The 24781-nt window shown below is 51.9% G+C and carries 26 protein-coding genes; 17 read left to right on the top strand and 9 right to left on the bottom strand.

Features of this window, described 5'->3' with window-relative positions:
- Positions 1-1153: 1153 nt before the first annotated feature.
- From BN4275_RS04240 to BN4275_RS04165, 16 genes are all read left to right on the top strand, one after another.
- Positions 1154-2188: an NAD(P)-dependent alcohol dehydrogenase gene (locus tag BN4275_RS04240; RefSeq protein WP_066454370.1), complete on the top strand. Its 1035-nt coding sequence runs from the start codon at positions 1154-1156 to the stop codon at positions 2186-2188.
- A gap of 11 nt (positions 2189-2199) precedes the next feature.
- Complete coding sequence (locus BN4275_RS04235; RefSeq protein WP_066454366.1) at positions 2200-2988, top strand: 5-deoxy-glucuronate isomerase; 789 nt, start codon at positions 2200-2202, stop codon at positions 2986-2988.
- 68 nt (positions 2989-3056) lie between these two features.
- A complete protein-coding gene (dctP, locus tag BN4275_RS04230; RefSeq protein WP_066454362.1) occupies positions 3057-4139 on the top strand; it encodes a TRAP transporter substrate-binding protein DctP in 1083 nt (360 codons plus the stop codon).
- Between the two features lie 82 nt (positions 4140-4221).
- Complete coding sequence (locus BN4275_RS04225) at positions 4222-4713, top strand: TRAP transporter small permease (protein WP_066454360.1); 492 nt, start codon at positions 4222-4224, stop codon at positions 4711-4713.
- The gene (locus BN4275_RS04220; RefSeq protein ID WP_202614982.1) at positions 4706-6001 is read left to right on the top strand and encodes a TRAP transporter large permease; all 1296 of its coding nucleotides are present in this window, start codon (positions 4706-4708) and stop codon (positions 5999-6001) included. The genes BN4275_RS04225 and BN4275_RS04220 overlap by 8 nt, the downstream gene beginning before the upstream one ends.
- A gap of 40 nt (positions 6002-6041) precedes the next feature.
- Positions 6042-7127 carry a mannonate dehydratase gene (locus BN4275_RS04215; protein WP_341423395.1) on the top strand — a complete coding sequence of 362 codons (1086 nt, stop codon included), beginning with the start codon at positions 6042-6044 and terminating at the stop codon, positions 7125-7127.
- A gap of 42 nt (positions 7128-7169) precedes the next feature.
- Positions 7170-7856, top strand: a complete 687-nt coding sequence (locus BN4275_RS04210) for a D-lyxose/D-mannose family sugar isomerase (protein ID WP_066454357.1) — start codon at positions 7170-7172, stop codon at positions 7854-7856.
- Positions 7857-7876: 20 nt separating this feature from the next.
- Entirely contained in the window at positions 7877-8665 is a 789-nt protein-coding gene (locus BN4275_RS04205; RefSeq protein ID WP_066454353.1) for an HpcH/HpaI aldolase family protein, read from the top strand.
- Between the two features lie 21 nt (positions 8666-8686).
- Entirely contained in the window at positions 8687-9355 is a 669-nt protein-coding gene (dhaL, locus tag BN4275_RS04200; protein WP_066454350.1) for a dihydroxyacetone kinase subunit DhaL, read from the top strand.
- Positions 9336-10352, top strand: a complete 1017-nt coding sequence (locus tag BN4275_RS04195) for a dihydroxyacetone kinase subunit DhaK (protein ID WP_066454348.1) — start codon at positions 9336-9338, stop codon at positions 10350-10352. The genes dhaL and BN4275_RS04195 overlap by 20 nt, the downstream gene beginning before the upstream one ends.
- Positions 10349-10804, top strand: coding sequence for a ribose 5-phosphate isomerase B (gene rpiB, locus BN4275_RS04190; protein ID WP_066454346.1), 456 nt, complete (start codon positions 10349-10351; stop codon positions 10802-10804). The genes BN4275_RS04195 and rpiB overlap by 4 nt, the downstream gene beginning before the upstream one ends.
- A 23-nt stretch (positions 10805-10827) precedes the next feature.
- A complete protein-coding gene (locus tag BN4275_RS04185) occupies positions 10828-11610 on the top strand; it encodes a triose-phosphate isomerase family protein (protein WP_066455002.1) in 783 nt (260 codons plus the stop codon).
- 16 nt (positions 11611-11626) lie between these two features.
- On the top strand, positions 11627-12517 hold the full coding sequence (locus tag BN4275_RS04180) for a TIM barrel protein (protein WP_066454344.1): 891 nt from the start codon (positions 11627-11629) through the stop codon (positions 12515-12517).
- A 13-nt stretch (positions 12518-12530) separates the two neighbouring features.
- The gene (locus BN4275_RS04175; RefSeq protein WP_278276514.1) at positions 12531-13358 is read left to right on the top strand and encodes a transketolase; all 828 of its coding nucleotides are present in this window, start codon (positions 12531-12533) and stop codon (positions 13356-13358) included.
- Positions 13351-14280: a transketolase family protein gene (locus BN4275_RS04170; protein ID WP_066454339.1), complete on the top strand. Its 930-nt coding sequence runs from the start codon at positions 13351-13353 to the stop codon at positions 14278-14280. The genes BN4275_RS04175 and BN4275_RS04170 overlap by 8 nt, the downstream gene beginning before the upstream one ends.
- A 170-nt stretch (positions 14281-14450) precedes the next feature.
- Positions 14451-15125 (top strand): GntR family transcriptional regulator, encoded by a 675-nt coding sequence (locus tag BN4275_RS04165; protein WP_066454337.1) that lies wholly within the window; start codon positions 14451-14453, stop codon positions 15123-15125.
- A gap of 122 nt (positions 15126-15247) precedes the next feature.
- On the opposite strand, the gene BN4275_RS17885 is transcribed toward BN4275_RS04165, so the two are convergent.
- From BN4275_RS17885 to BN4275_RS04125, 9 genes are all read right to left on the bottom strand, one after another.
- Positions 15248-15391, bottom strand: a complete 144-nt coding sequence (locus BN4275_RS17885) for a hypothetical protein (RefSeq protein ID WP_423230141.1) — start codon at positions 15389-15391, stop codon at positions 15248-15250.
- Positions 15392-15891: 500 nt separating this feature from the next.
- Positions 15892-16578, bottom strand: coding sequence for an L-ribulose-5-phosphate 4-epimerase (locus tag BN4275_RS04160; protein WP_066454334.1), 687 nt, complete (start codon positions 16576-16578; stop codon positions 15892-15894).
- Between the two features lie 20 nt (positions 16579-16598).
- Positions 16599-17621: an aldose epimerase family protein gene (locus BN4275_RS04155; protein WP_066454332.1), complete on the bottom strand. Its 1023-nt coding sequence runs from the start codon at positions 17619-17621 to the stop codon at positions 16599-16601.
- A 16-nt stretch (positions 17622-17637) separates the two neighbouring features.
- Positions 17638-18960: a TRAP transporter large permease gene (locus BN4275_RS04150; protein WP_066454330.1), complete on the bottom strand. Its 1323-nt coding sequence runs from the start codon at positions 18958-18960 to the stop codon at positions 17638-17640.
- Positions 18961-18974: 14 nt separating this feature from the next.
- Positions 18975-19523 (bottom strand): TRAP transporter small permease, encoded by a 549-nt coding sequence (locus BN4275_RS04145; protein WP_066454321.1) that lies wholly within the window; start codon positions 19521-19523, stop codon positions 18975-18977.
- Between the two features lie 91 nt (positions 19524-19614).
- Positions 19615-20742: a TRAP transporter substrate-binding protein DctP gene (dctP, locus tag BN4275_RS04140; protein ID WP_066454317.1), complete on the bottom strand. Its 1128-nt coding sequence runs from the start codon at positions 20740-20742 to the stop codon at positions 19615-19617.
- 41 nt (positions 20743-20783) lie between these two features.
- Complete coding sequence (locus tag BN4275_RS04135) at positions 20784-21734, bottom strand: PfkB family carbohydrate kinase (RefSeq protein WP_066454314.1); 951 nt, start codon at positions 21732-21734, stop codon at positions 20784-20786.
- Between the two features lie 18 nt (positions 21735-21752).
- A complete protein-coding gene (locus BN4275_RS04130; protein WP_066454310.1) occupies positions 21753-22667 on the bottom strand; it encodes a 6-phosphogluconolactonase in 915 nt (304 codons plus the stop codon).
- A gap of 41 nt (positions 22668-22708) precedes the next feature.
- Positions 22709-23629: a 6-phosphogluconolactonase gene (locus BN4275_RS04125; protein ID WP_066454307.1), complete on the bottom strand. Its 921-nt coding sequence runs from the start codon at positions 23627-23629 to the stop codon at positions 22709-22711.
- Positions 23630-23871: 242 nt separating this feature from the next.
- On the opposite strand from BN4275_RS04125, the gene BN4275_RS04120 reads away from it, so the two are divergent.
- On the top strand, positions 23872-24768 hold the full coding sequence (locus tag BN4275_RS04120) for a DMT family transporter (RefSeq protein WP_066454300.1): 897 nt from the start codon (positions 23872-23874) through the stop codon (positions 24766-24768).
- Positions 24769-24781 lie beyond the last annotated feature (13 nt).

Below are 24781 nucleotides of genomic sequence, written 5' to 3'. Positions count from 1 at the left end.
TCAAAGCCAAGTGTCATAACGGAAAGTAACCATCATCGCACCAGTGCCGCAACTGTTTCCTGTGTACGAAAAGATTTCTCCCGAATTATTGTTGTTCGCTTCGCATACGGTTCCATCCTGCCTGAAACGAAATGGACGAGGGATTATCCAGTTCACTCAGCTACCGGCATTTGAAAAACAACAGTTCGATTGCGTTTTGTAAAAATAAATCGGGAACAAAATGCCAAACGAGACGCGCCGGCATTGTCTGTTGATCCATGAAGCTTGATAAAACCACTCGAAAATTTGTCAGGAACAGGCAAAATAAAGGCGGCCACAACTCCCAATCCTGATATGCGAACCCTGGTGAATTTAATCCTGCTCTTTCCGCACTTTGAGCTGCAACCATGAGATTTTCATATCACTTTATAATTGTAATTTACAGTTTGCATCAGGAAAAGATCGAAAATCTCTGCTTTCTGCCAATTATGACAGGTATCTGAAACATGCGAAACTTGGTTCTGCCAGTTTTCCATCCGGCGTGGCGGAATGCTCGCCGATCCAAACACAGCTCTCCGCCCTCAGTCCTTCGGAGAATCACATCATCCACCCCATTGGATTTTTTAGGAGACAGATAAAAAAACACCGCCATCCTGCACATGCTAAATGTGAAGGAGGCGGTGTTTTCCGCATATAGTTTTCAGAGCGTTTGCAAAGACGGCGGAAAGCATACCGGCATCCACCGCAGACTTCCTCCTGTACCTGGATTTCCTGCTACCGGACCTGCTGGAAATAGCAGAACCATACCGTTCCAATACAAGATTCTCCAGCGCTCTACGCAGGTCTTTCAGATCTCAGTTCGACCCAGAAAGCCAGCCTTTTCAAATGTATTTTTCCAGGAATTCTCCTCATCGCTTTCCATATTCCGGTTTCCAGCATTCCAGAAAGCTGGGCTAAAAATTTTTTTGATAGAAGAATTGCACATTCTGGTCGTTTATTATTCCCCATTTCTACTAAAAAACAGAAAAAACGCTGAATTTTTACAAAAAAACATATTCAAATCGTATATTGACTTTCTTTTATTTGATCGATATACTGAAAGCGTATTAGATACTAGTATTCTAGTTTATCAATTGCTCCGTTTTATTGTAATGAATAGGTTAGGAGGAAATATATGGAAAATAGGGTTGCGAGCCTTGTCGGAAAGGCTCAGATTCGGATGACCACCGGGCCAGTCCCTTCCCCCGGCAGCGGTGAAGTGCTGATTAAAGTACGCCATTGCGGTATCTGTGGTTCAGATGTACATAACTTTCAGGAGGCTCGCACCGGTAAGCGGGTGATCTCCTTCCCCTTCGTGCTCGGGCATGAATTCGCGGGTGAAATTGTGGAAACCGGCAAAAATGTCCGCAACGTCAAGGTCGGAGACAGGGTCTGTGTTGAGCCGGGTGTAGGCTGTGGGGAATGCGAATACTGCAAAAGTGGTCGATATAACCTCTGCCAGAACATGAAATTCTTGTCTGCTTATCCCAATGTGGGCAGTATGCAGGATTATGTGGTTTTTCCCGCCAAAAACTGCTTCAAGCTGCCGGACAATCTTTCCACGGTGGAGGGTGCGCTGATTGAACCACTCGCGGTAGGACTTCATGCAGCTAACCGCGGAAATGTCAAGTGCGGCGATACCGTGCTGGTATTGGGGACGGGCTGCATCGGGATCATGACCCTGCTTGCCTGTAAAGCCAAAAACGCCACCCGGATTATCGCGGTGGACATCTTCGACAACCGCCTGCAAAAAGCTAAAGAACTCGGCGCCTCCACTGTGATCAATTCAAAGCAGGAGGACGTTGCTTCCCGGGTGGCGGGACTCACTGACGGTAAGTTCGCGGATGTCGTCTTTGAAACCGCGGGCAGGCCGGAAACGTTGGTGATGGCGGCCGACGCGGTTAAACGGGGCGGCACTATCGTAACAGTCGGAAACGTGTCCAATCCAACGCCGCTGCGCCCGGTCGAGATCAATATGAAAGAAATCGACCTTAAATGTGTCTTTCGCTATGCCAATGTCTATCCGCTCGCGCTGGAGCTGATCTCCAGCGGAAAAATCGATCTCAAGGCACTCAAGCCTGATATCTTCCCGTTTGAGGAGACCGCCAAAGCTTTTGACTATGCGATTCACAATGGGCAGTCGGTGCTTAAATGCATTCTGGAGATGTGAGGAAAAATCTTATGGATCTTCGAAAAAAAAGCTTCGGTTACACGGCTTTTGATTCAAGCGGTGAAAAGCTAATTTTCGACCGTCAGGGCATCTATCGGGATATGTTGATGGAGATGCGTTCCTGGGTACTGGCTGCGGGGCAGGAAAAAACTATCCGCGTACCGGATCAGGACGAGCTTGCGGTCGTCCTTCTGCGGGGCGACGCAGCCTTTCGCTATAACGGAGAACAAAAAAATGTCCTTCGAAAAAGTTTTTTTAATCATGGCATCTATTGCCTACATGTCTGCGGTGGGACTCAAGTCACCATAACCGCCGGTAAGCCCTCAGAAATTGTGCTCATCTACACTGAAAATAACCGAAGGTTTGCGCCGGTATTCTACACACCAGAAAATACACGCGAAAACATTGCGTGCGACGGGCTCTGGGAAGGGACTGCCGTACGAAAGGTCCGAACTGCGTTTGAATACGCCGACGCGCCTTACTCCAACCTTGTACTCGGAGAAACCATCATGTTTCCGGGACGCTGGTCCGGCTATGTTCCGCACTGTCATGAACAGCCGGAGGTCTACTATTTCCGGATGGAAAATCCGGATGGATTCGGCGCTTCCTTCGTGGGGGAGGAAGTTTTCAAAATTAAGGACGGGAGTTTCTGCGCCATCGCTCCGAATCTTGTACATCCGCAGGTGGCTGCACCGGGTTATCCTATCTACTACCTGTGGCTGATCCGCCATCTGGATGGTAATCCCTGGATTCGCGAAAACTGCAGCAACGAACAAGCGCATACATGGCTTCTGAAATGATCTTTCGGTTAGAAGCCATTCCAATCTATCCATTGTCCCCAATCAACCTGTAAAGGAGAAAAGAAGTAATGAAAAAGAAACTGCTCGCATTGATCCTCGCAACAGCTACCATCCTTGCCTGCTTCGCAGGCTGCGGCTCCAATGAGGCCGCCTCATCCAGCGCGCCCGCCACCCCTGCAGCCTCCGCCGCCCCAGCATCCCAGGCGGATAGCGCTCCGAATGCCGCGGCTCCGGCAGAGACAAAAGTTTTGAAGGTCAACCTGACCGTTGGAACCACCGATCCACAATATGCCTGGTGGGAGAGTTTTGTCAGCCGTGTGGAGGAGGCCAGTGAGGGCACCCTCAAGTTGGAGCTCTACACTGACCAGTCTTTGGGCACTAATGATGAAATCACACAGGCGGTTGCCAATGGCGCGGAATTCATCAACGTCCCAGATTATGCGGGCTTGGTCGACTACTGCGCGGATGCCTCCATCTATCATGTCCCATATCTGATTCAGAAGCCCTCTCAAATTTATGACCTGTGGAAATCCGATATCGGTACCGAAATCGACTCCAAGCTGGAGGAAAACGGCGTGCATGTCATCTCCGCCATGTACTTCGGAACCCGCAACGTTATCTCCAAAAAACCCGTCGCACAGGCAGAAGATTTCAAATCCATTAAGCTGCGCGTCGGCACCTCGAAGATGTGGAACTTCACCGCGCAGTGCTTGGGCGCAAACGCCACCAACACCCCGTGGAGCGAGGTTTACCAGGCTCTGACCCAGGGCGTTGCGGACGCGTGTGAAAGTCCGTCTACACTGCTCTATTCCGCAAAAATCTATGAAGTCTGCAAAAACCTGATCAAAACCGAACACCTCGTCTGCAACAGCGCGGTCATCATGTCCGCCGATGTTTATAACAGTCTTCCAGATGTTGCTAAAAAAGCGCTTGATACGGTTGGAGATGATTTCGCTAAGGAAACTGTAGAGCTCACCTCAGCCGTCGCGGACGAATATGATCAGAAATTGATCGACGCCGGTGTGACCATCACCGAAATTGATAAAACCCCCTTCATTGAGTATAGCAAAGCCAATGTTGAAGCTGCGTTCCCTGAGTGGACCGAAGGCCTGTACCAGAGAGCCTATGATCTTCTGTACGGCAACCCGTAAAGCTGACCACTGAACCGATGCGGAGGGAATCCGGTGATCTTTCATCGGATTCCCTCCAATTAAGAAAGGAACTTGAGTGCCTATGTTCGAGAACTTCCTGAAAGAAGAACGAAGGGCGGAACAAATTATCTCCGCGGTCGCCTTTGTTGTGATGGTGATCATGGTCAGCATCAATGTTTTTTGCCGGTATCTTCTCCGTAAGTCCTTCGCCTTTTCTGAGGAAATCGCCTACATCGCCTTCAATTGGAGTGTTTTCATCGGCATGTGCAACATCTTCCGTACCCGTGCGCTGGTCGCTGTAGATGTATTCGTTGACCGGCTGCCCAAAAGAGCTCAGGCTGCGGTCGGAATCTTCACCGATGTCTGCCTGATCGTTGTCAACGTGGTGCTTGCCTATTTCAGTCTCAAACTAGCTATCTCTGGGTGGGCCCGCCGAACCCCATACCTCATGATTCCCTACACCTTCATGTACATGCCTGCTGTCATCTCGTTCGTTATCATGTCCATCTCCTCCATCAGCCTGATTATCCAAAATGTTAAATGCCTCAAAGAAGGAGGGAATCCAAATGGATAATTTGTGGACTTTTCTTCCTCTTGTAATCATGATGATCCTGCTGGTGCTAAAAACTCCTGTGGCCTATGCGATGCTCTTCCCCACCATGCTTTACTTTGTTTTTGGACAGACCATGTCTCCCTATGAAATGATGGTGCAGAAGATGTCCACTACAATGGAAACCTTCACCTATCTTGCAGTCCCATTCTTCACTTTCGCAGGTGTCATTTTCAATTATGCCGGCATTACCAACCGGCTTTTGGGACTAGCCGATCTGCTGGTAGGGCATCTCAAGGGCGGGCTAGCCCATGTAAACATCCTTCTCAGCGCCATGATGGGGGGACTTTCTGGTTCTTCGCTGGCTGACGCTTCAATGCAATCAAAAATCCTAGTTCCAGAAATGGTAAAGCTGGGTTACGACAAGTCTTTCTCAGCCGCTGTGACTGCGACCTCTTCGGTCATCACGCCGATCATTCCTCCGGGCATCATCCTTATCATGTACGCCACCGCTTCCAATACCTCTGTACAGAAGATGTTCTTTGGAGGCGTGATCCCCGGTGTTTTGCTCACATTGGGCCTTATGCTGGTTGCGGCAATCATCTCCCACAAACGCAACTACCGCGGCAGCCGCACCCAACTTGCCAGTCTCCGGGAAATCGGAAGTAACCTCAAGGAGTCGATCTTCGCGCTGCTGGTCCCCTTCGGGCTCATCATGGGGCTGCGTTTTGGCATGTTCACCGCGACCGAAGGCGGCGCTATCTGCGCAGTTTACGCGCTGATCGTTGGCATCTTCATCTATCGAGAAATCCGCCTAAAGGACTTTTTTCCGATTTTACAGGAAACAATTGAATCCACTGCGGCCATCATGTTCCTATTGGCGTCCGCCCAAGCGCTGGGCCGATATCTGACCTGGGAAAGCCTTCCGCAGCGGATTTCCGAAGCGCTGACCGCAACCTTCACCACACCGTTTGTTTTCCTGATGGCGGTCAACGTCTTGCTTCTGGTGGTGGGCTGCTTCTTTGACGGCGGCGCGGCCATGGTGCTCTGCGCTCCGTTACTCGCGCCCGCAGCGGCCGCTTTGGGGATTGACCTCATCCATTTCGGTATCATTATGTCCATCAACTTGACCATTGGCGGTGTAACTCCTCCTTTCGGTACGCTGATGTTCGTTACCTGTCAGATCACTGAAACCAAAATGGAGCATTTCGTCAAATCGGTTATCCCATTCCTCCTGATCGAAATCGGCATCCTGTTCCTGTGCACCTACGTTCCGCAGGTGGTCACCTGCCTGCCGAACCTGCTGTCATAAACAAATCTTTCCGCCATTTTAAAATCGGAGGCGCACTGTTATGATCAAAATGACTTTCCGCTGGTACGGAAAAAAGGAAGATCCGATTCCGCTCTCCCACATACGACAGATTCCGGGTATCGTGGGGCCGGCCTGCATGCTCAACGACATACCAGCCGGCGACGCCTGGCCGCTCGCGCGGATTCTGGAACTCAAATCTGAAGTCAACGCTGCCGGGATGGCGTTTAAAGTGATCGACGGCGTAAACATACGGGAGGATATCAAGCTTGGCCTTCCCAGCCGCGAGGAAGCCATCGAAAACTACAGGCAGACCATCCGCAACGCCGCTGAAGCAGGTGTGGAGGTCATCGTCTACCCCTTTACACCAGTCTTTGAATGGATTCGCACCGATCTGGGGCGCGAGCTGCCAGATGGTTCCCGTGCAATGTCCTATGATCCTGGATTTATTCAGTCGATCACCGATCCACAGCAGCTGGCGGATCACATGCTCGCGCATGCGAACGGTTTTTCACTGGCTGGCTGGGAGCCGGAGCGGATCGCCAACGTTAAGCGTCTGATGGCCCTCTATCGGGACATCACCACCGAGGATGTGCTGCAGAATCTGATCTATTTTCTCCGGGAAGTAATTCCTACCTGTGAGGAATGTGGCGTCAAGTTGGCACTACATCCGGACGATCCGCCTTGGGATGTGCTCAGCGTTCCCCGCGTCGTGATAAACTTCGAAAACATGAAGCGGGTGGTTGAAGCGGTCGACAGCCCTTGTAATGGGCTTTGTCTTTGCACCGGTTCGCTCGGGGAAAATCCTGAAAACGACGTGCCCGCCATTGTGCGGTATTTCGCTCAAAAGCAGCGTATCTCCTATATGCACATCCGCAATGTGAGGTTCGCGGAGAATGGCGTTATCGACGAGTGTTCCCACAAATCCTCAGACGGGAACCTTAATATGTACGAGATCATGAAAGCGCTTGTGGAAGAAGGCTACGACGGATACGCGCGACCCGACCATGGCCGGATGATCTGGGGCGAACGCGGCAGGCCGGGTTACGGACTTTATGATCGTGCTTTGGGAGTGGCTTATCTCAATGGACTGACGGAAGCCCTCGAAAACCATGTTGCCGGACGTTAACCCCCTCCGAGCAGACAATAACTGGTAAGGAGTGCAATATCTATGAAACGTTCAGAAATCAACCAGCATATTGACTGGGCAATCGAGACCTGCGAAAAATGTCGTTTCTCACTGCCGTCCTTCGCCCGTTGGTCCCCACAGGAGTGGGAAAAGCGTGGGAAAGAGACCATCCACATGACTACCGTCATGCAAGGTTGGGACGTAACCGACTATAATTCCGACGATTTTGACAGGGTGGGGGCGGTGCTCTTTACACTGCGCAATGGCAGTATCTATGACAGTTCCAAAGGTACTCCATATTGCGAAAAACTTATCATTATGAAAGCTGGACAGAAACTTCCTCTCCACTTCCATTACGCGAAAACCGAGGATATCATCAATCGCGCAGGCGGTACCCTCTGTGTACGGGTTTACAATTCCACCAGTGAGGAAACCGGCTATCAGCTTGACAGATCCTCAGATGTCCATCTGCGGTTGGACGGAATTGAAAAGGTAATTGGGGCCGGGGATTTTGTCGAGATCAGAAACGGCGACAGCATCACTCTCACCCCTTATATCTATCACGAATTCTGGGCAAAAGCAGAGGACGGCGATTTGGTGATTGGAGAGGTTTCTTCGATCAACGACGACACCAAGGACAATCATTTTGTCAATGATATGCGCTTGCCTAAAATTAAAGAGGACGAACCGGCGCGCTATCCGCTTTGTAACGGTTACGTCCAGAAATAAGAAAGGCAGAATTATTTCGGATGAGCAAAGTAGGAATTGAATTTAAAAAGCGTCTCATGAGCGGCGAACGGCTATTCGGCACCCACGTTTCCCTGACCGATTTCACTCTGACTGAGATGTATGGCAACTTCGGGTTCGACTATGTCTGGATCGATACGGAACACAGTGCGATCGATTATCAGGAGCTGAATATGCATATTCTTGCGGCACAGGCCAAAGGGATGGCCGCTATTGTACGAATTCCCTATGTGGAGCCATTTTTGGCCAAACGTGTGCTGGAGATGGGTCCGGACGGTATCATTTTCCCGATGATCCGCGATGCAGACATGGCCCGGCAGGCGATGAATCACTGCCTGTATCCCCCACGCGGCACCCGTGGGTTTGGCGCAGCGCGCGCCTGGAATTATGGTGTCATGGGGCTTGAATCATATCTGGATACGCTGGACGACAGCCTGTGTAAATTCATCCAGTTCGAGTTGAAAGAAGCGGTGGACAACATTGACGAAATTTTGAAGGTCCCTTATGTGGACGGGTATGTAGTGGGGCCGCTCGACCTGTCCGGCTCATTGGGGCACCTTGGCGACGTTTACGGCGAAGAGAATACCCAAACCATCTCCTACGTGATCGAAAAAATTAAAAAAGCCGGTAAGCCAGTGGGCACTTCTGTTGGAGATACCACGCACGAGAGGCTCAAACATTGGTACGACCTTGGAATGAACTTTATCTCAGGCGGCGGAGATACGGCCTTCATCAACAACGGCTGCGCCTCCCTGATGGATACTTTTCACAAGATAGTCGCAAACGGTTGAGCGCAAAAGGAGGGATCGGTCATGGAAACCTTAAACGCCGCAGCAGCGCGAGAAATGCTGCTTTGCGCCGCTGATGCCATTATCCGGCAGAAATCGCTGCTCACCGAACTGGATAGCCAGATCGGTGATGGTGACCATGGAATCGGAATGGCACGCGGTATGAAAAAAGCCCAAGAAGCACTTGGGAAGCTGGACGGCGAGAGCAACGTCTACCAGTGCTTTTCCGATATGGGAAAAGCGATGCTGCTCAGTATGGGCGGTGCGTCTGGCGTGATCTTTGGCACCATGTTTATGGGCGGTACGAAAGGCCACGAACCTCAAAGCAACCTGTCCTCGGAAGAATTTGTCGCTCTCATGACGGGAAGTTTACGGGCGATCAAAGACCGCGGCAAAGCAGCCGTCGGAGATAAAACCATGGTGGATGCCTTCGAACCCGCCGTTGACGCAATGCGTGCTCATGCGAACGAAGGGTTTGCCGCAATGCTTGCCGCAGCTGCAGCCGCGGCCGAACAGGGTGCGAAATCCACCAAAGCCTACCAGGCGAAATTCGGGCGGGCGAAATCGCTCATGGAGCGCGCAGTTGGCCATATGGATTCTGGTGCGGTTTCAACAGCGATCATCTTTCGGGCAATGTCAGATTATATGAAAAACAGCGGCTGGGAGAAATCATATGTCAAAGAAAATCATTAATTGTCCTGAAAACTGCGTCCGCGAAGCCGCCGAAGGTTTCCTGGCCGCTTATGGAACGGATTACGAGGCGGTGGATGGGGTCAACGGCCTGAAAGTCCGCCAGCACACGGATAAGGTCGCGCTGGTGATCGGCGGCGGCAGCGGCCATGAACCGATGTTCAGCTTTTTCCTAGGAAACGGCCTGGCGGATGCCTCGGCAAACGGAAATATTTTTACCTCTCCTGACCCCGATACAATTGTGCAGACTGCCCTTTCGGTGCAGTCCGGAAACGGAGTCCTATTCGTCTATGGCAACTACGCCGGAGACAATATGAACTTCGATATTGCCTGTGAGATCTTGGAGGATACGGGGATACCCTGCCGGACTGTCCGGGTCTGGGACGACGTGGCCTCCGCGCCTGCCGACCGTATAGAGGACCGTCGTGGAGTGGCCGGAGATCTCTTCGTCATCAAAATTGCCGGCGCAGCCACTGCAGCCGGTCTTGCACTGAAAGACGCCTGGCGAATCACCTCTCGGGCGCGGGACAATACCTGGTCTGTAGGGATCGGACTTTCCGGTGCCACCATTCCCGGCGAGAAAGCCCCCATTTTTATTCTGCCGGAAGATGAGATCGAATTCGGGCTTGGAATCCATGGGGAGCCCGGCATCAAACGTCAAAAACTGATGTTCGCGGATGAAATGGCTGCCGATTTGGTCAAGCTTCTGCTCAAGGAATCTGGTATCCAGCCCGGGGATGAGATCTGCACCTGTGTAAACGGACTTGGTTCCACCACTCTGATGGAGCTTTGCATCCTGAATCGTAAAGTGGATTCCCTGCTACGGAAAAACGGCATCTCCATCTACGACACAGAGATCAATTCCTATGTCACCACTCAGGAAATGGCAGGAGCCTCCGTCACCTTTTTCAAGCTCGACCCCGAACTGAAATCTTATTATGATATGCCGTGTTCCTCACCCTATTATAAAAAGCAAGCAAAGGACCGTGGATCATTATGAACATCGTCGCAGGCTGCGACAACGCAGCAATTTCGCTCAAAAACGATATTCTTGCTCTGCTTCGAGAGTCCGGAGTTCCCATAGAAGATGTGGGCTGCTTTTCTCCGGATGAAACGACCAATTATCCCATGATTGCAAAACGGGTCTGTGAAAAGGTTCTCTCGGCCGGCGGTGAAACACGCGGCATGTTGTTTTGCGGCACCGGGATTGGAATGTGCATGACCGCCAATAAGTTTAGAGGCATCCGCGCAGCAGTCTGTCACGACGTATATTCCGCACAGCGTTCCGTTCTCAGCAACAACGGCAATGTTCTGTGTATGGGGGAACGTGTTATCGGCCATGAGCTGGCCAAGGTCATCGTGAAAGAGTGGATTTCTCTTTCCTTCAACGGCGGTCCTTCCGCTTCCAAAGTGGCAGAAATCCAAGCCATAGAGGCAAAAAATTACAAGTGAACGAAGGGGAACGCAAGCAACGGATGAAAAAAACAATCTATCTTGGCACCAATACTAAAATGTATAAAAATATTGCCCAGACGGTTTGTTTCCTGAGAGAGCTGGAACAGAGCATCCAAGATATAGACCGCCGGAATCTGACCCTTTTTGTTATCCCGTCTTACACCGCCTTACAGGCAGCCCGCGCAAGTGTCGGTTCCGAAAGCATCCTGATAGGCGCGCAGAATATGTGTTGGGAAACAGAAGGCCCGTTCACCGGAGAAGTTTCTCCGCTTATGCTTAAAGAGGTCGGCACTGATATTGTGGAAATAGGCCACGGCGAGCGCCGTCGCATCTTTGGTGAAACAGATGAACAGGAGATGCGCAAGGTGAAATGCGCGCTTGAGCATGATTTCACCGCACTGCTCTGCATCGGAGAAACGGACTCGGAAAAACAGTCCGGTCGGGCGGACGCAGTATTGCGTCAACAGCTGGAAATTGGACTTTCTCAGGTGGGTACCATGAAAACGGGAAAACTCTGGATCGCCTACGAACCGGTTTGGGCAATCGGAACCGGCGGCAAGCCGGTTCCACCGGATTACGTCCAAGAGCGCCACCACACCATCCGGGCGTGCCTGCAAGCTCAGTTCGGCCAAGCAGGAACCGCTATCCCAATCCTGTACGGAGGAGGCGTTAACCACGAAAATGCCTCGGCGCTGATTACGCTTGAAGGTGTTGACGGTCTGTTCATTGGACGCGCTGCTTGGCAGGCAAAACGCTTCGCAGATTTAATCCGGCAGGTTTTGGAAGCGGTAGAAAACAGATAGGAAAGGCATAGATACCATGAAATATGGCCTACACAAAATGACCTGGGGCAATTTTTTTGACCCCGCTGATTTGGAAACCTTCTTTCGGGAGGCAAAAACGGCAGGCGCCCAGACAATTGAATTTCGTCCCCCGGATGAGGCTATGCAGCTTAACCCCCTACAGATTCGAAAAATTCGTTCACTGGCTGCAGATAATGATCTGGAGCTGATGTTCTGCTTCGCGTATCCGCCGGATGCAGATATGCGCGATGCTGATCCACAGGTTCGCCGTCGGGCAGTGGAGCATCTGAAACGCGGAATATACGCGGCGCGGGAACTCGGCGGCACGGAACTCGGCGGCGTACTCTATTCCAGCTGGCCCACCCGCTTTGACGACGGCATGCTGACCCGCGAAGACAAATATGACCGTACTCAACGCAGCCTTGACTGCATACGGGAAGTCATACCAGTGGCGGAGGAGTGCGGGATGCCGCTCAATTTGGAAGTCCTCAATCGCTATGAGAACTATGTCATCAACACAGTCGCCCAAGGAGTCGAATTTTGCCAGCAGATCAACAGTGAATATTGCAAACTGCTCCTGGATGTCTACCACATGAACATCGAGGAAGATGACCTCTGTGGAGCAATTACAACGGCAAAGGGATATATTGGGCACTTCCATGTCTCCGAACCAAACCGCATGATTCCCTACCATACTGCGCGCATCGACTGGGATGCAGTCGGTCGCGCACTTCGCGATACCGGATATGATGGCACCGTGACCATTGAGGCGGTGGTTTCCTTTGACGGACCGTCCACCTACAACATGCGCATGTGGCGGGATCTTTTGCCGGACGGTTCCCGGCAATCGCGGATCAACGCCATGCGTGATGGACTTCGATATATCAAAAGCCGGTTTGAAGGCTGAAATTCAGACAAGAGTGAGAGGTACAACTACTATGAACTATGAACAAAAAGGAACCGCTCTGCGCAAGGACATCCTGAAAATGCTTTGTGCGGCGCATTCTGGTCATTCGGGGGGATCGCTGTCCTGTGTGGAGATCCTCATGGGGCTCTATTATGGGGTGATGAAAGTTGACCCACAGAATCCCAGAATGGGAGATCGAGACCGGTTTTCCATGAGTAAAGGACATGGTTGTCCCACACTTTATGCTATTCTTGCAGATCTGGGATTCTTTCCACGGAAAGAACTGTGGACTCTGCGAAAAATAGACAGCCGTCTGCAGGGACATCCCGACATGCACAAGGTTCCCGGCGTGGACATCAGCACCGGGTCGTTGGGCCAGGGGGCAGCCAACGCCATGGGAATGGCTCTGGCTGCAAAATACATGGGAAAGGACTACAAGGTCTATACACTGCTCGGTGACGGCGAATGTCAGGAAGGAATCGTCTGGGAAACCGCCATGGCTGCGGCGCACTATAAACTTGACAACTTTGTGATGATTCTTGACCACAACGGTCTGCAGATTGACGGTACCAATGATGAGGTGATGGGCCTTGGCGATATCTGCGGGAAATTCTCTTCCTTCGGCTTCGACTGCGCAAGTGTTGATGGCCATGATGTATATGCAATCATCGAGGCGCTGAAACGGCCATCCTCTGGGAAACCCAAGTTCATCGAATGCCGAACCATTAAAGGCAAAGGCGTTTCCTTCATGGAAAACGAGGTCGGTTGGCACGGAAGACCGCCCAGCGAAGCGGAGCTGGAACAGGCGCTCATGGAATTGGAGGGAAAAAAACATGGATAAGGCTTTGCGGACAGCTTACGGGGAAGCACTCATAGAACTTGCGCAAAAAAATGATCAGGTAGTAGTACTGGACGCCGACCTTGGACATGCGACGATGACCCATCTGTTTGCAGAAAAGTTCCCCAATCGATTCTTCAATTTTGGAATCGCCGAAGCCAACATGACCTGTGCGGCCGCAGGCATGGCTCATTGTGGTCTAATTCCTTTCGCCAGTACTTTCGCGATTTTCGGGGCCGGAAGAGCTTACGAAATGGTTCGGAACTCTGTAGCTTATTCCAAAGCGAATGTGAAGATCGCCTGTACCCATCCGGGTATCAGTGTGGGCGAGGACGGGGGCAGTCACGAAGCAATCGAGGATATCGCGCTCATGCGAGTAGTGCCCGGCATGACCGTGTTGGTGCCCTGCGATGCCATCGAAACCAGGAAAGCTGTCTTTGCCGCAGCTGAAATCGAAGGGCCAGTTTATCTGCGTATCTCCAGACAGCCCAGCCCCAACGTCACCGCCATAGACACCCCTTTCGTACCGGGTAAAGCTACCGTACTTCGGGAGGGCAGAGATGTCTGCATCATGGCGATCGGACTTCTGGTCGCGCCGGCGCTCGAGGCGGCTGAAAAACTGATCGAAATGGGAATTTCTGCTGAAGTTGTCAACATGAGTAGTATTAAGCCGATCGACCGTTCCTATATCCTAGAGGCTAATCGGCGGTTTCGAGGAATTGTCACCGCAGAAGAACATTCAGTTATCGGCGGGCTTGGTTCTGCTGTGGCAGAGGTGCTCGCCGGCAACGTCGGTGCCAACTTCGCCATGGTGGGCGTAGAGGACTGCTTCGGGAAATCCGGAACCCCGCATGCGCTTTTTATGCAGTACGGCCTGACTGCGGAAAACATCATACAAAAATGTGTTCAAACCGTAAAGGGCTAATCCTTTCAATCTTCTGCGCTGGCGCGATTTCTCTGATCCTCATAAGGCACCTCAAAAGTTTGCAGAGAAGTGTGAAACCAGGTTTATTTTTCCAGAAATTTAGTTGACAGAAAAAACATAAGGGTTTATCATAAAAAATAAATTGAAAGTGCTTGACGAGGATTGTTTCTATGATCGTACCTCCGCATCTGCCGAAAGAAACCAGAAAAGAATATGCCTTGCGTGCGATCCGGGAAAATATCATCAAATGGGAACTGAAACCCGGAAGCCTGGTAAGCGAACAGAAGCTCGCGGACGAGCTGGGGTTGTCCCGCATCCCGGTGCGGGAGGCCTTGACCGAGCTCTCCAAGTCCCGAATTGTGGAAATCTATCCCCAACGGGGCAGCCGGATCGCACCTATTGATTACGACCTCATCCAAGAGGCGGAATTTATCCGCCGGGTGATGGATTGTGCCATCGTGGAGATGTCCTGCGAAATCGCAACCCAGGAGAATTTTGATTGGTTGGAGGAGCATCTGAACCTGCAGACCTACTACTGGAAAAATTCTTCCCCGGAAAGACTCTCCGAGTTGGATTTCGAGTATCATAAGTATTATTATGAGATTTGCAACAAGATGCAGTGCCATGCCATGGTGCAAAACATGAATATCCATTTCGACCGGGTTCGGCATATCAGCATCTTGATACAGAAGGATCTCAAGCTGGTGGACGACCACCGTAAAATCTTTGAAGCGGTCAGGGCACGGGACCCCGTTCTTGCTCATCAGCTGGTCTGTAAGCATCTGACACGTTATCAAGTGGAAAAAGAGGCTATTGAGGAAGCCTTTTTGCAGTATTTTAAATGAACTTGCTGAATGTCCTCCTTTTATTTCTAAAGCTTTTTTCGCTCCATCAACCAGCCGGTGGTTTGGACGCAGAATTAAAAAGCAGGGGTCTGTGCAGTTTTACACAGACCCCTGCTTTTTCATCAAAGAAACATGCCGTCGTGGAAAAGGGAAATATTCTTGTATTCAAAGTCCTCATTTTTGGTGGTGCAGGCCCCAACCGCAATCGCCAGAAGAAAATCAAAAAGCTGCCACACAGTCATCTCGAACGAAATCCCTTCCAGCACCTGCCCGGCATTGAAATCAATCCCGTGCTGTTTACGTGCATATAGGCAGCCGTACGCTGCTCTTCACCAGGTTGGGGCAGGAACAATGTCGTCGCGCGGACGGATCGGCAGGTTAAGGTCATTTCTCGAACCGGCTGTCCTTAACTGAAATAGGGCGGCTACCATGCAGCGCACAAAGCAAAACAGGTGTATCGCTTAAACAGTGGTACACCTGTTTTGTTACGCAGTGGAATACTATTTTGAGGGGCATAAATATGAGCATCCCCCATCTGGAAAGCACATGAATATAAGGCTTTTCAGGTCCTATTGCGTAACAGCTGTCAAGGGTGCGAAGCGTGAAACTCACCTTTAGCGGCTTTTCGCAGCATTGCTATTTGCACGACGATTAACGGTATATTCAGAACTGCAAAGACACAATGAACTGCGCAAAACAATAGCCCCCAGGCTTTCTAGGGGCTATTTTCAGGTGAAATTCTTCGATTTTAACAGGATACGCTACTTCACTGGCCATAATAAGCGTTTGCACCGTGTTTTCGATAAAAATGCCTGTCCATCAGCCTCTCATCAAATTGAACATCCGCGTTCATACACAGCGTATGCCAGGCCATCATCGCCACTTCTTCCAGGACCACCGCATTATGAACCGCATTGCCTGCGTCACTCCCCCAAGCGAAAGGGCCGTGTCCAGCAACCAAAACAGCGGGGCACTCCTCCGCGGGACGCTCAGCAAAGACCTCTGCAATGAGTTTTCCAGTGTTGTACTCATATTCCCCTTCGATTTCGCTGCCTTTCATGCACCGGGTCACCGGGATACCGCCGTGGAAATAATCCGCATGGGTCGTACCAAGAGCTGGAATCTCACGCTGCGCCTGAGCAAAGACTGTCGCCCAACGGCTGTGCGTATGTACAATCCCACCAACGTTTTCAAACGCGCGATACAGCGCCAGATGCGTCGGCGCATCGGAGGAGGGCTTCCTTTCGCCCTCCACGCGCGCTCCGGTTTCGAGACTGATGCAGACCATATCCTCCGCCTTCATCCTGTCATAGGGTACGCCGCTGGGCTTTATGACGAAGATTCCGCTCTCCCTGTCCACAGCGCTGGCATTGCCCCATGTAAAGGTAACGAGACCGTGCTTTGGCAGTAGGAGATTTGCCTCAAAAACCTGCTTTTTGAGTTCTTCCAACATCGTCTGTCCCTCTAAAATGTTTATCTTGTGGAGAACAGGAACTGCGTCCTGCTCCTGTGATGTTTGCCCGGCTCGATGATGGCAACGCTGCCATACAGGTCGTGCAGCGAGCTGAAAAGCATGGTTTCAAAGCAGATGCCGGCCTGTTTCTGATAGTGGAAACCGCATTTTCCACGAAGGTTGTCTATCATGTTGCCCGTATAAATCATGATGCACGGCATGGTGGTCAGGCATCGCATTTCGATGCCTGATGCGGGGCTGTAAAGGGTACCGGCGTCTTTGATTCTTGCAGACAGGTCAGAAAGGATAAATTTGTGGTCGATGCCGCCGCCCATCTCCTCCATGGACGGGGCGTGCAGGTCGAAAATATCGCCCAGCACACGCTCTTCGTTGAGATCGGTCCCTTCAAAAAGCGGGGCGCGTTCCTCAGTGAGCTGGTTAAAGGAACCCGTCACCGGACAGCGAAGCGTGTGGCTGCGGATATTGCCACTGTCGTGACCATTGAGATTGAAATAACTGTGGTTAGATGGGTTGATCACGGTGCGCCGGTCGGCGGTCATGTCGTAATCGATGGTGAGGCCGTCCTCGTCGAGGGTGTATAAGACCTTTGCGATGACCTCACCAGGATAGCCCTCCTCCCCATCGGGACTGATATAAGTAAACTGTACCTGGTTATCGTCAATGACAGCACCGTCCCACTTGACGCGGGAAAAGCCCTTCACGCCGCCATGCATGTGCATACCGTCGATATGATCCAGCGGATAGTCCCTGCCTTCAAAGTGAAGGGTGCAGTCGGGCATCCGGCTGATCAGGCGTCCGAGAACCGCGCCAAAAAAGGTGGAGTTCTCCTCGTACTCCGTCACCGTGTCGTAACCCAGCACAACATCCCTGAGGTTCCCGCCCTTGTCGGCAACCCACAACCCCTGGATGCATCCCCCAAGTTCAATTAAGGAAACCATACGCTTTTCAGCAGCGTTGATAATAAACTGCCGGACCGCTCTGCCGTCAGCAGTATGGCCAAAGGTTTTTACCGTAACAGACATATTTGTTTCCTTCCTCTCAAATCGCATAGCCGCACAGCTGAGGCAGCCAGGTGGATACGGCCGGCACAAAGGTGACCAGGATCAAAGTGGGAAGCCATGCAAACAGGAAATACATCAAGGTGGGCTTGAGCATCTCCTTCAGCGGAGCGTCAATGATGCGGGAGGAGAAGTAAAGCAGCGGCGCCACAGGAGGAGTGATGTTGCCCATGCCCAGGTTGACTGCCAGGATGGCGGCAAAATGGACGGGGCTGAACCCAAGTTCCCTGATGATGGGGACCAGGATCGGGGTTGCCAGCAGCGTGCCGCTGGTGTCGTCCATCAGCATGCCCAGAACAATCAAAAACAGGTTTATCATAGCTAGAATGCCCCAACGGTTGTCGGTGACGGAATAGAATGCGTTCAGGATAATTTTAGGCAGGTTCACGTCGATGAACATCCGGCTGAGCATCTGCACTGTGATGGTCAGAAGCATGATCGTACCGGTCGATTTGGCGGCTTCAATGAAGCTGTCCTTCATGGCGTTCCAGGTGAGCTTCTTATAGACGATGAAGCCGATGGGGATCGCATACGCGGTGGCAATGGCCGCGGCTTCGGTGGTGGTCGTGATGCCGCCGTATATGCAGCCGAGGATGATAAACGGCATCAGCAGCGCCCAGAAAGGACCCGGCTGCCCGCTTTCCTTGCGGATGCGCTTTTGCTCAGCGTGAACCTTCTTCAGCTCTTCGCCGGTGAGTGTCTCAATATTGGGGTCCTTGCGAAGCATAAACAGCGTAACCAGAGAAAGCAGGATTGCCAGAATGATCCCAGGAACGGCTCCGGCCAGGAAGCACGCCAAAACCGATGTGGAGCTTGACCATCCGTAAAGGATCATAATCCCGCTCGGCGGGATCAGGATACCGATGACGCCCGCGCTTGCCAGCATAGCCGCCACAAGACCCATCGGATATTTCTTCTCGCGGAGCATCGGACCGATGATGCCGCCGATCGCGGAAAGGGTCGCGCAGGCACTGCCGGAGATCGCCGCAAAGATCGAACACGCGATAATGCCGACAACCGCAAGGCCGCCCTTCAGCTTTCCGACAAGCCTGCTGGCCGCGTTGATAATCTGTTTGCCGATGCCGCCGTAGGCCATGATGGAACCAGCCATAATGAACAGCGGAATAGTCAGCAGGACGATCGAGCTGGTGTTTTTATAACTGAAGGACATGAGCAGCGACAGGCTCGCATCGTTTCCTACGGCAATCAGCATGGCGGTCAGAAAGAAGGACAGCGCGACCGGAACGCCGATTATCAGCAGGGCAAACAGCAATACAATTGCTATGATTAATACAGAACTCATATTATTTACCTCGCTTATTCATTTTCTTCAGCGATCTGCCCTGGCTCTGCGCGGTTGTCTTCCGGGGCCGGGCTGCCTTCACGTAAGGCAATGACCGTTTTCACGATATGCGCAACCGTATAAAGGCAGGACATGCCAAAGGAAATAAGCAGAACGATATGGATATATACCACAGGGAAACGGAAAATGACCGATATCTTGTGGCGCACGATGTCAAAAGTCACAAAGTCATAAGCAAGCCAGGTGAGGAGGACAAAAGCAAAAAGCGAGATCACGAGCCTGACAAGCTTCGCGATGTTCTTGGCTTTCTGTGTCTTGAGCATACTTGTAAAAAGATCCGCGCTTATATGCGAGTCCTCATGGGTGGCAATATAGGCGCCAATAAAATACATCCAGAAGGCGATCGCAAGGATGAGCTCCTCCGCCCCTCTGAAGTCACCATTGAAGAGATATCTCTTAGCGGCCCACCAAATGATCAGGGCGCAAATTACAGCGCTGAGTATAAACGCAATATATTCGCTTACCCTGATAAACATATCATTTATTTTTTTCAGAGTTTTCATTTCGCACATCCCTAACAGGTGGTTTTACTAAGTATGGGACCCATAAAGAGTCCCATACCAGTCAGATTCGTTCGATTATACTGCGTTTGGATCAGGTGTTTGCCTCGATATCAGCAAGCAGTTCGGTGAGGAATTCCTCGCCGTACAGTTCATTGAGCTGCGGCCATACCTTGGCGCGGCAGTCGGCTGCAAATGCTTTCTTCTCCTCATCGGTGAAGTAGACCATTTCATAGCCTTCTTTTTCCTCGTACAGTTTTTTGTACTTCGCATCGTTTTCTTCTGCATTCTTGACCGAGAGCTCCGCTTCCTGGAGAATGATGTCGGTGAAGATCTGCTGCTGTTCCGGAGTCAGCGATTCCCAGGTTTTCATGCTTGCGATGTAGTGGCGGGATTCCTGCCAGATGTCATAGTCATAATAGTGGTCTTCGACATCGAGCCACTGTCCGTAGTGCTGGGAAACCGGGCCGCCGCACCAACCCTGGACAACACCGGTCTGCAGGGAGGTGTAGGTGTCGGAATACGGGATGGAGGACACGTTGAAGCCCAGATTCTCAACCGCGAGAAGCATCGAGTTGTTGGGTGGTACGCGGATGATGGATTTGCCCTTCGGAGTGCCGGAGGTGTTCGCGTTTTCGAGCGCGCCCTGCACGCCGATGCCGCAGTAGCCGTCGGCATAAACGCCGAAGTACTTGACATTCAGTTCTTCATAGCACTCTTCCAGAACTTTGTCGTAGTAACCGCCCTTACGGAACACAGTCGCGACCTCATCATAGGTGGCGGTCAGGTACGGCAGGGTGCAGGCTGCGATACGAGGATCGTAGTAGTCGGGAACGGAAGTCGCGGTGAAGTCAATGCCGCCCGCCATAATTTCGTCGAAAACAACGGTCCAGTCACCGAGGATGTTGTCCGGATAAACCTCGAGGATGATCTCGCCGTTGGTTTTTTCTTCGACATAGGCCTTGATGCGCATTGCGGATTCATAGTCGGGATAGCCTTCAGGGGAGTTCGCGGACCATTTCAGTACGCGGGCATCCGCGCTGGGAGCTGCCGCATCGGGAGCGGACGTGTCAGCCGGCGCCGTGCGAGCGGACGTGTCAGCCGGCGCCGTGCTGGCTGTGGGGGCCGCGCTGCTGGACGGCGCCGCCTGCTGCTGGCCGCAGCCCACGGCAGACAGTGCCATAATAAGGCAAAGAGCGACTGTCAGGATACGTTTTGTCATTTCCATTTTCCTCCTTTATTTTTAACCGTAAGGTTAAGGGACTAGTCAAGGCTTTCGCCGCGCTGTTTGTAGAACGCTTCGAGTTCCGCCACGGTGGAGTAGCCCTTCAGCGTACCATCCACCAGGACAACCCGTGCCGCGTATTTGTTCGCCCATCTGCAGGCGTCCTCAAGATTTTTACCCCAATAAAGATTTGCAACCATTGCAGAGAGGAATCCATCGCCGGCGCCGCTGGTGTCGATGATGGGCGAAACGGGGATCTGTTCGCCGCAGAAGAAGTGATCCTCCGCCAGGCCGGCATAGCCGTCGCCGCCGAGGGTGATGATAATATTGGGGGACTTGTACTTCTTTTGCAGGTCAAGGCAGGCCTGTTTTGCGTCGAGAGGCCCCTCTTCAGGCATTCCTAGAAGTTTCTTGGCTTCAATATCGTTTACCACGAAGTAGTCGACGTAAGGCAGTTCCCCCATGGTAAGCCGGGGCAGGGGGCTGGGGTTGAGGACGACCTTCATCCCCAGTTCCTTTGCCTTTTTTGCCGCAGGCAGAACAAGTTCTTCCTTGATTTCAAAACCGGTTATAAAGAATGCGGCGGGAGAAAGTTTCTCCAAGGCGCTGTCAACCTCTTCCCTGGTCAGCCATTTGCTGCTGCTCTCGCCGGTGACAATGAGGTTGCGCCCGGTTTCGCGCTCGTTGATCCCCAGCCCCTGACCGGTCTTTGCCTCGGGGGACTGGATCAGGCATTCGCAGTTGACGCCGCTTTCGCGCAGCCAGTTGGCATCGCGGTCGCCCGCTTCGTCACAACCGAGCTTGCCGATGATAGCGGTCGGGATGCCCAGCCGCTGGATGGCAACCGCAACGTTGCCGCCTTTCGCCAGGTCTTCGCCCACTTCGAACCCGTATCCCATGACCGACTCGCCCACCGAGGGAAGGTGGTCGACCCAGATGTTGATCCCGCCGCCAATATTGTTCAGAACGATTGCGCCGTTTTTATTCATGCTCTTTCCTCCAAAGATTTATCTCTGGTTTTCGACGGACAGAGGGACTTCGTCCAAGCTCAGCGGATGCGTTGCGGTAAACTGATCGGTAAGCACCACGACTTCCGGGATGTACTTGGGCAGCAGCGTGCAGGGATACTCGAGCGTTGCGTCGCTGAACATCAGGACCCTGAGAACCGTCTGTTTCCACTCGCCGGTTGGGATCATGCAGACCGCGCGCTTTGCGGTGAGCATCGATTTCATACCGATGGTGACCGCCTGATGCGGGATCATGTCGTAGCAGCCGCCGAAAACGCGCTGGCTGGCCTCAACAATTTTTTCATTGCTGATGTGGACGACCTTGGTCTTCATGTTGACGTACATTTCCTCGGTTACACGCTGATAAGGGTTCGATGGGGATTCGCAGAACGCGACCAGGCCCTTGTAGCCGATACCCGCCCACAGCGTGTCAACACCGCCCAGCTCTTCGATCTTGTTATCCACATAATCGAGATCCTGGAGCATGGGCCAGATGCGCTGTTCTTCCGGCACATTGAGCTCGGGATCGATCTTGCCGTAGAAACGGACCTTCATCCGTCCCTGCGGGCTGTTGTAGTTATTGCCTTCCGGATAGACCCGGGAGTTCCAGTCAATGCCGTAGTCCATGTGGAATATGTAGAGGTTTTTGAGGCTGATCCTTTCTTTATTGACTCTGTCGATAAAGGTTTTGAACTGGTCTTCCGGCCCGGAACCGAGGATCCACTTGGTGATCTTGCCTTCCGCATTGTTTTTAGCAACTTCGTCGGCCATCATGTTGCCGGCCATTTCCATGGTCGCCCTGCGGTTTTCAAAGATTTTCAGATCCACCTTGCTGTCGGGGTGGTTTACCAGCTCTTCCTGCGGGATAGAGCACCATTTAAGCATATCTTCATGAGAAATTTTATAAACTTCCATGGCTGATTCTCCTTTAATATTAGTGTGAAAGCGAAGCCGATTCAGTGCTTCTCAGTGTTCTCCGCGGAGAGGACGATTTCGCCCTTGGACATGGGGTGCGTCGCGGTGAAGCGGTCGGCCAGAATGATGACCTCGGGAACATGCTTCGGGAACAGGGTTACGGGATACTCTAAGGTGGGCTCGCTGAACATCAGGACCCTGAGAACCGTCTGTTTCCACTCGCCGGTGCAGATCATCGCGACGCAGCGCTTCGCGGAGAGCATCGACTTAAATCCAATGGTGACCGCCTGGAACGGAGCCCGGTCATAACAGCCGCCGAAGCTGCGCTGGCTGGTTGCGATAGTGGTGTCGTAGTTGAGCTCAACGATCCTGGTTTTCATGTTTTCATAGTCCTCCAGCGTGATGCGCTGGTAGGAATCGTGCGGGGATTCGCAGAACGCCACCAGGCCTTTGTAACCAACGCCCGCCCAGACGGTGTCAACGCCGCCGATGGCTTCGATCATCCGGTCCATCTCGTCCAGATCCTCGATGCGGGGCCAGATCCTTTGGCTCTCGGGAACATTCAGTTCAGGATCAATTTTATTGTAGAAACGATAGAGCATCCTGCCGTGCGCGCTTTCGTAGTAATTACCCAGCGGGTAAACCCGGGAGTTATAGTCAAGGACGTAGTCCATGTGGAAAATCGTGAGGTTCTTGAGGCTGATTCTTTCCTTGTTGACCCGGTCAATAAAGGTATCAAACTGATCCGCAGGGCCGGATGGCAGGACCCAGCTGGTGGGTTTGCCGGCTGCGTTATTTTTGATGACTTCGTCGGCCATCATATTGCCGGCCAGGCGCATGGCCTCCTGTCTTGTATCCTTAATCGTAAGCTTGACTTTGCTATCCGGATGATTTTCAAGCTGATCGACCGGGATGGAACACCATTTGAAAAGCTCCTCTTTCTCAATGACGTACTCTTTCATTTTTATCTTTTCCTTTCGTTTTATTTCTTTTATAAAACAATTAGATTTGTGATTGCCCTTATTTTACCTCTGTTATTCATAAAAAGTCAACTTAATATTTTCTTTTTCTCTCTTTTTTATAAAGCAAATTATTTATTCTTGTGCGTTATCTCCAATTGTTGTTTTCTTTTGTTGACATTTAGTTTCCTGTCTGCTATCGTATTTATTACATTGCTTTCGTTGCGTCGTTCGGGAGGTGCTTTATGAACAAACAGTTCTCCGCGGATCTATTATTGCTGCTCTACGCGGTCATTATGGGGGTTACCAGTGTTGTTCTGAAAATTGCCACCCAAGAACTTGCCGTCTTCAATTTTATCGCCCTGCGCTTTCTGCTGGCTTTCCTTGTGTCCTTTATCATTTTTCGAAAAAGGTGCGGGGGCGTCTTTTCAAAAGATGCCAGAAAGCATGTCCTCATCGTGGGTGTTGTCACCTACCTCGCCCATGTGACCTGCACGGGCGGCATCTCGATGACCCCGGTCAGTGTCGCGGGCTTTCTGACAAGCTTGCAGACCATCGCGATTCCCATCATCGCCTTTCTTTTCATGCACCGCCGCTTTGAACGCAAGACGCTTCTCTGCATCACCGGCGCCTTTATCAGCATCTGCCTGATCACCATCGGCAATCATATGGAATATGGCACCGGCATGTGGATCTGTTTGGCAAGTTCCGCCCTGGCGGGACTTCAGATCCTGCTCGTCGAAAGATATCTTGCGATGGGGGATGATCCCGTCGCATTGACCGTCGGCCCCCTCGCCGTCATGGCCCTGTGTGGTATCCTAACCGCTCTGCCCATTTCCGGTATCCGCCTGCCAAGCACTGCCTCCGGCTGGCTTTGCATCGTGTGGACGGGCATTATAAGCACTGCCTTTGCGACCTACATCCAGGCCTATGCACAGCGCTATACCAGCGCTGTGCATACCGGCATCATTTTTGCCAGCATTCCCGTCTTTACCCTGATCGGCGGGAAGCTCGTGTTTCATGAGTACTTTTCCTCCCGCGCCTGGATCGGGACCGCACTGCTGCTCTTTTGTATTGTCGTCATGGAATGCAACGCCGGCAGGCAGGCCGACGCGCGGATGCAGGTGGAAAAACGCGTATGAATGGAGGGATTTT

This window comes from Anaerotruncus rubiinfantis (genome assembly GCF_900078395.1).
Classification (GTDB): Bacteria; Bacillota; Clostridia; order Oscillospirales; family Ruminococcaceae; genus Anaerotruncus; species Anaerotruncus rubiinfantis.
This window is presented reverse-complemented; position numbering and strand designations above follow the sequence as displayed.

Coding starts and splice junctions, on each gene's coding strand:
- BN4275_RS04240 (WP_066454370.1), top strand. CDS start 1,154: ATGGAAAATAGGGTTGCGAGCCTTGTCGGAAAGGCTCAGATTCGGATG.
- BN4275_RS04235 (WP_066454366.1), top strand. CDS start 2,200: ATGGATCTTCGAAAAAAAAGCTTCGGTTACACGGCTTTTGATTCAAGC.
- dctP (WP_066454362.1), top strand. CDS start 3,057: ATGAAAAAGAAACTGCTCGCATTGATCCTCGCAACAGCTACCATCCTT.
- BN4275_RS04225 (WP_066454360.1), top strand. CDS start 4,222: ATGTTCGAGAACTTCCTGAAAGAAGAACGAAGGGCGGAACAAATTATC.
- BN4275_RS04220 (WP_202614982.1), top strand. CDS start 4,706: ATGGATAATTTGTGGACTTTTCTTCCTCTTGTAATCATGATGATCCTG.
- BN4275_RS04215 (WP_341423395.1), top strand. CDS start 6,042: ATGATCAAAATGACTTTCCGCTGGTACGGAAAAAAGGAAGATCCGATT.
- BN4275_RS04210 (WP_066454357.1), top strand. CDS start 7,170: ATGAAACGTTCAGAAATCAACCAGCATATTGACTGGGCAATCGAGACC.
- BN4275_RS04205 (WP_066454353.1), top strand. CDS start 7,877: ATGAGCAAAGTAGGAATTGAATTTAAAAAGCGTCTCATGAGCGGCGAA.
- dhaL (WP_066454350.1), top strand. CDS start 8,687: ATGGAAACCTTAAACGCCGCAGCAGCGCGAGAAATGCTGCTTTGCGCC.
- BN4275_RS04195 (WP_066454348.1), top strand. CDS start 9,336: ATGTCAAAGAAAATCATTAATTGTCCTGAAAACTGCGTCCGCGAAGCC.
- rpiB (WP_066454346.1), top strand. CDS start 10,349: ATGAACATCGTCGCAGGCTGCGACAACGCAGCAATTTCGCTCAAAAAC.
- BN4275_RS04185 (WP_066455002.1), top strand. CDS start 10,828: ATGAAAAAAACAATCTATCTTGGCACCAATACTAAAATGTATAAAAAT.
- BN4275_RS04180 (WP_066454344.1), top strand. CDS start 11,627: ATGAAATATGGCCTACACAAAATGACCTGGGGCAATTTTTTTGACCCC.
- BN4275_RS04170 (WP_066454339.1), top strand. CDS start 13,351: ATGGATAAGGCTTTGCGGACAGCTTACGGGGAAGCACTCATAGAACTT.
- BN4275_RS04165 (WP_066454337.1), top strand. CDS start 14,451: ATGATCGTACCTCCGCATCTGCCGAAAGAAACCAGAAAAGAATATGCC.
- BN4275_RS04160 (WP_066454334.1), bottom strand. CDS start 16,578: ATGTTGGAAGAACTCAAAAAGCAGGTTTTTGAGGCAAATCTCCTACTG.
- BN4275_RS04155 (WP_066454332.1), bottom strand. CDS start 17,621: ATGTCTGTTACGGTAAAAACCTTTGGCCATACTGCTGACGGCAGAGCG.
- BN4275_RS04150 (WP_066454330.1), bottom strand. CDS start 18,960: ATGAGTTCTGTATTAATCATAGCAATTGTATTGCTGTTTGCCCTGCTG.
- BN4275_RS04145 (WP_066454321.1), bottom strand. CDS start 19,523: ATGAAAACTCTGAAAAAAATAAATGATATGTTTATCAGGGTAAGCGAA.
- dctP (WP_066454317.1), bottom strand. CDS start 20,742: ATGACAAAACGTATCCTGACAGTCGCTCTTTGCCTTATTATGGCACTG.
- BN4275_RS04135 (WP_066454314.1), bottom strand. CDS start 21,734: ATGAATAAAAACGGCGCAATCGTTCTGAACAATATTGGCGGCGGGATC.
- BN4275_RS04130 (WP_066454310.1), bottom strand. CDS start 22,667: ATGGAAGTTTATAAAATTTCTCATGAAGATATGCTTAAATGGTGCTCT.
- BN4275_RS04125 (WP_066454307.1), bottom strand. CDS start 23,629: ATGAAAGAGTACGTCATTGAGAAAGAGGAGCTTTTCAAATGGTGTTCC.
- BN4275_RS04120 (WP_066454300.1), top strand. CDS start 23,872: ATGAACAAACAGTTCTCCGCGGATCTATTATTGCTGCTCTACGCGGTC.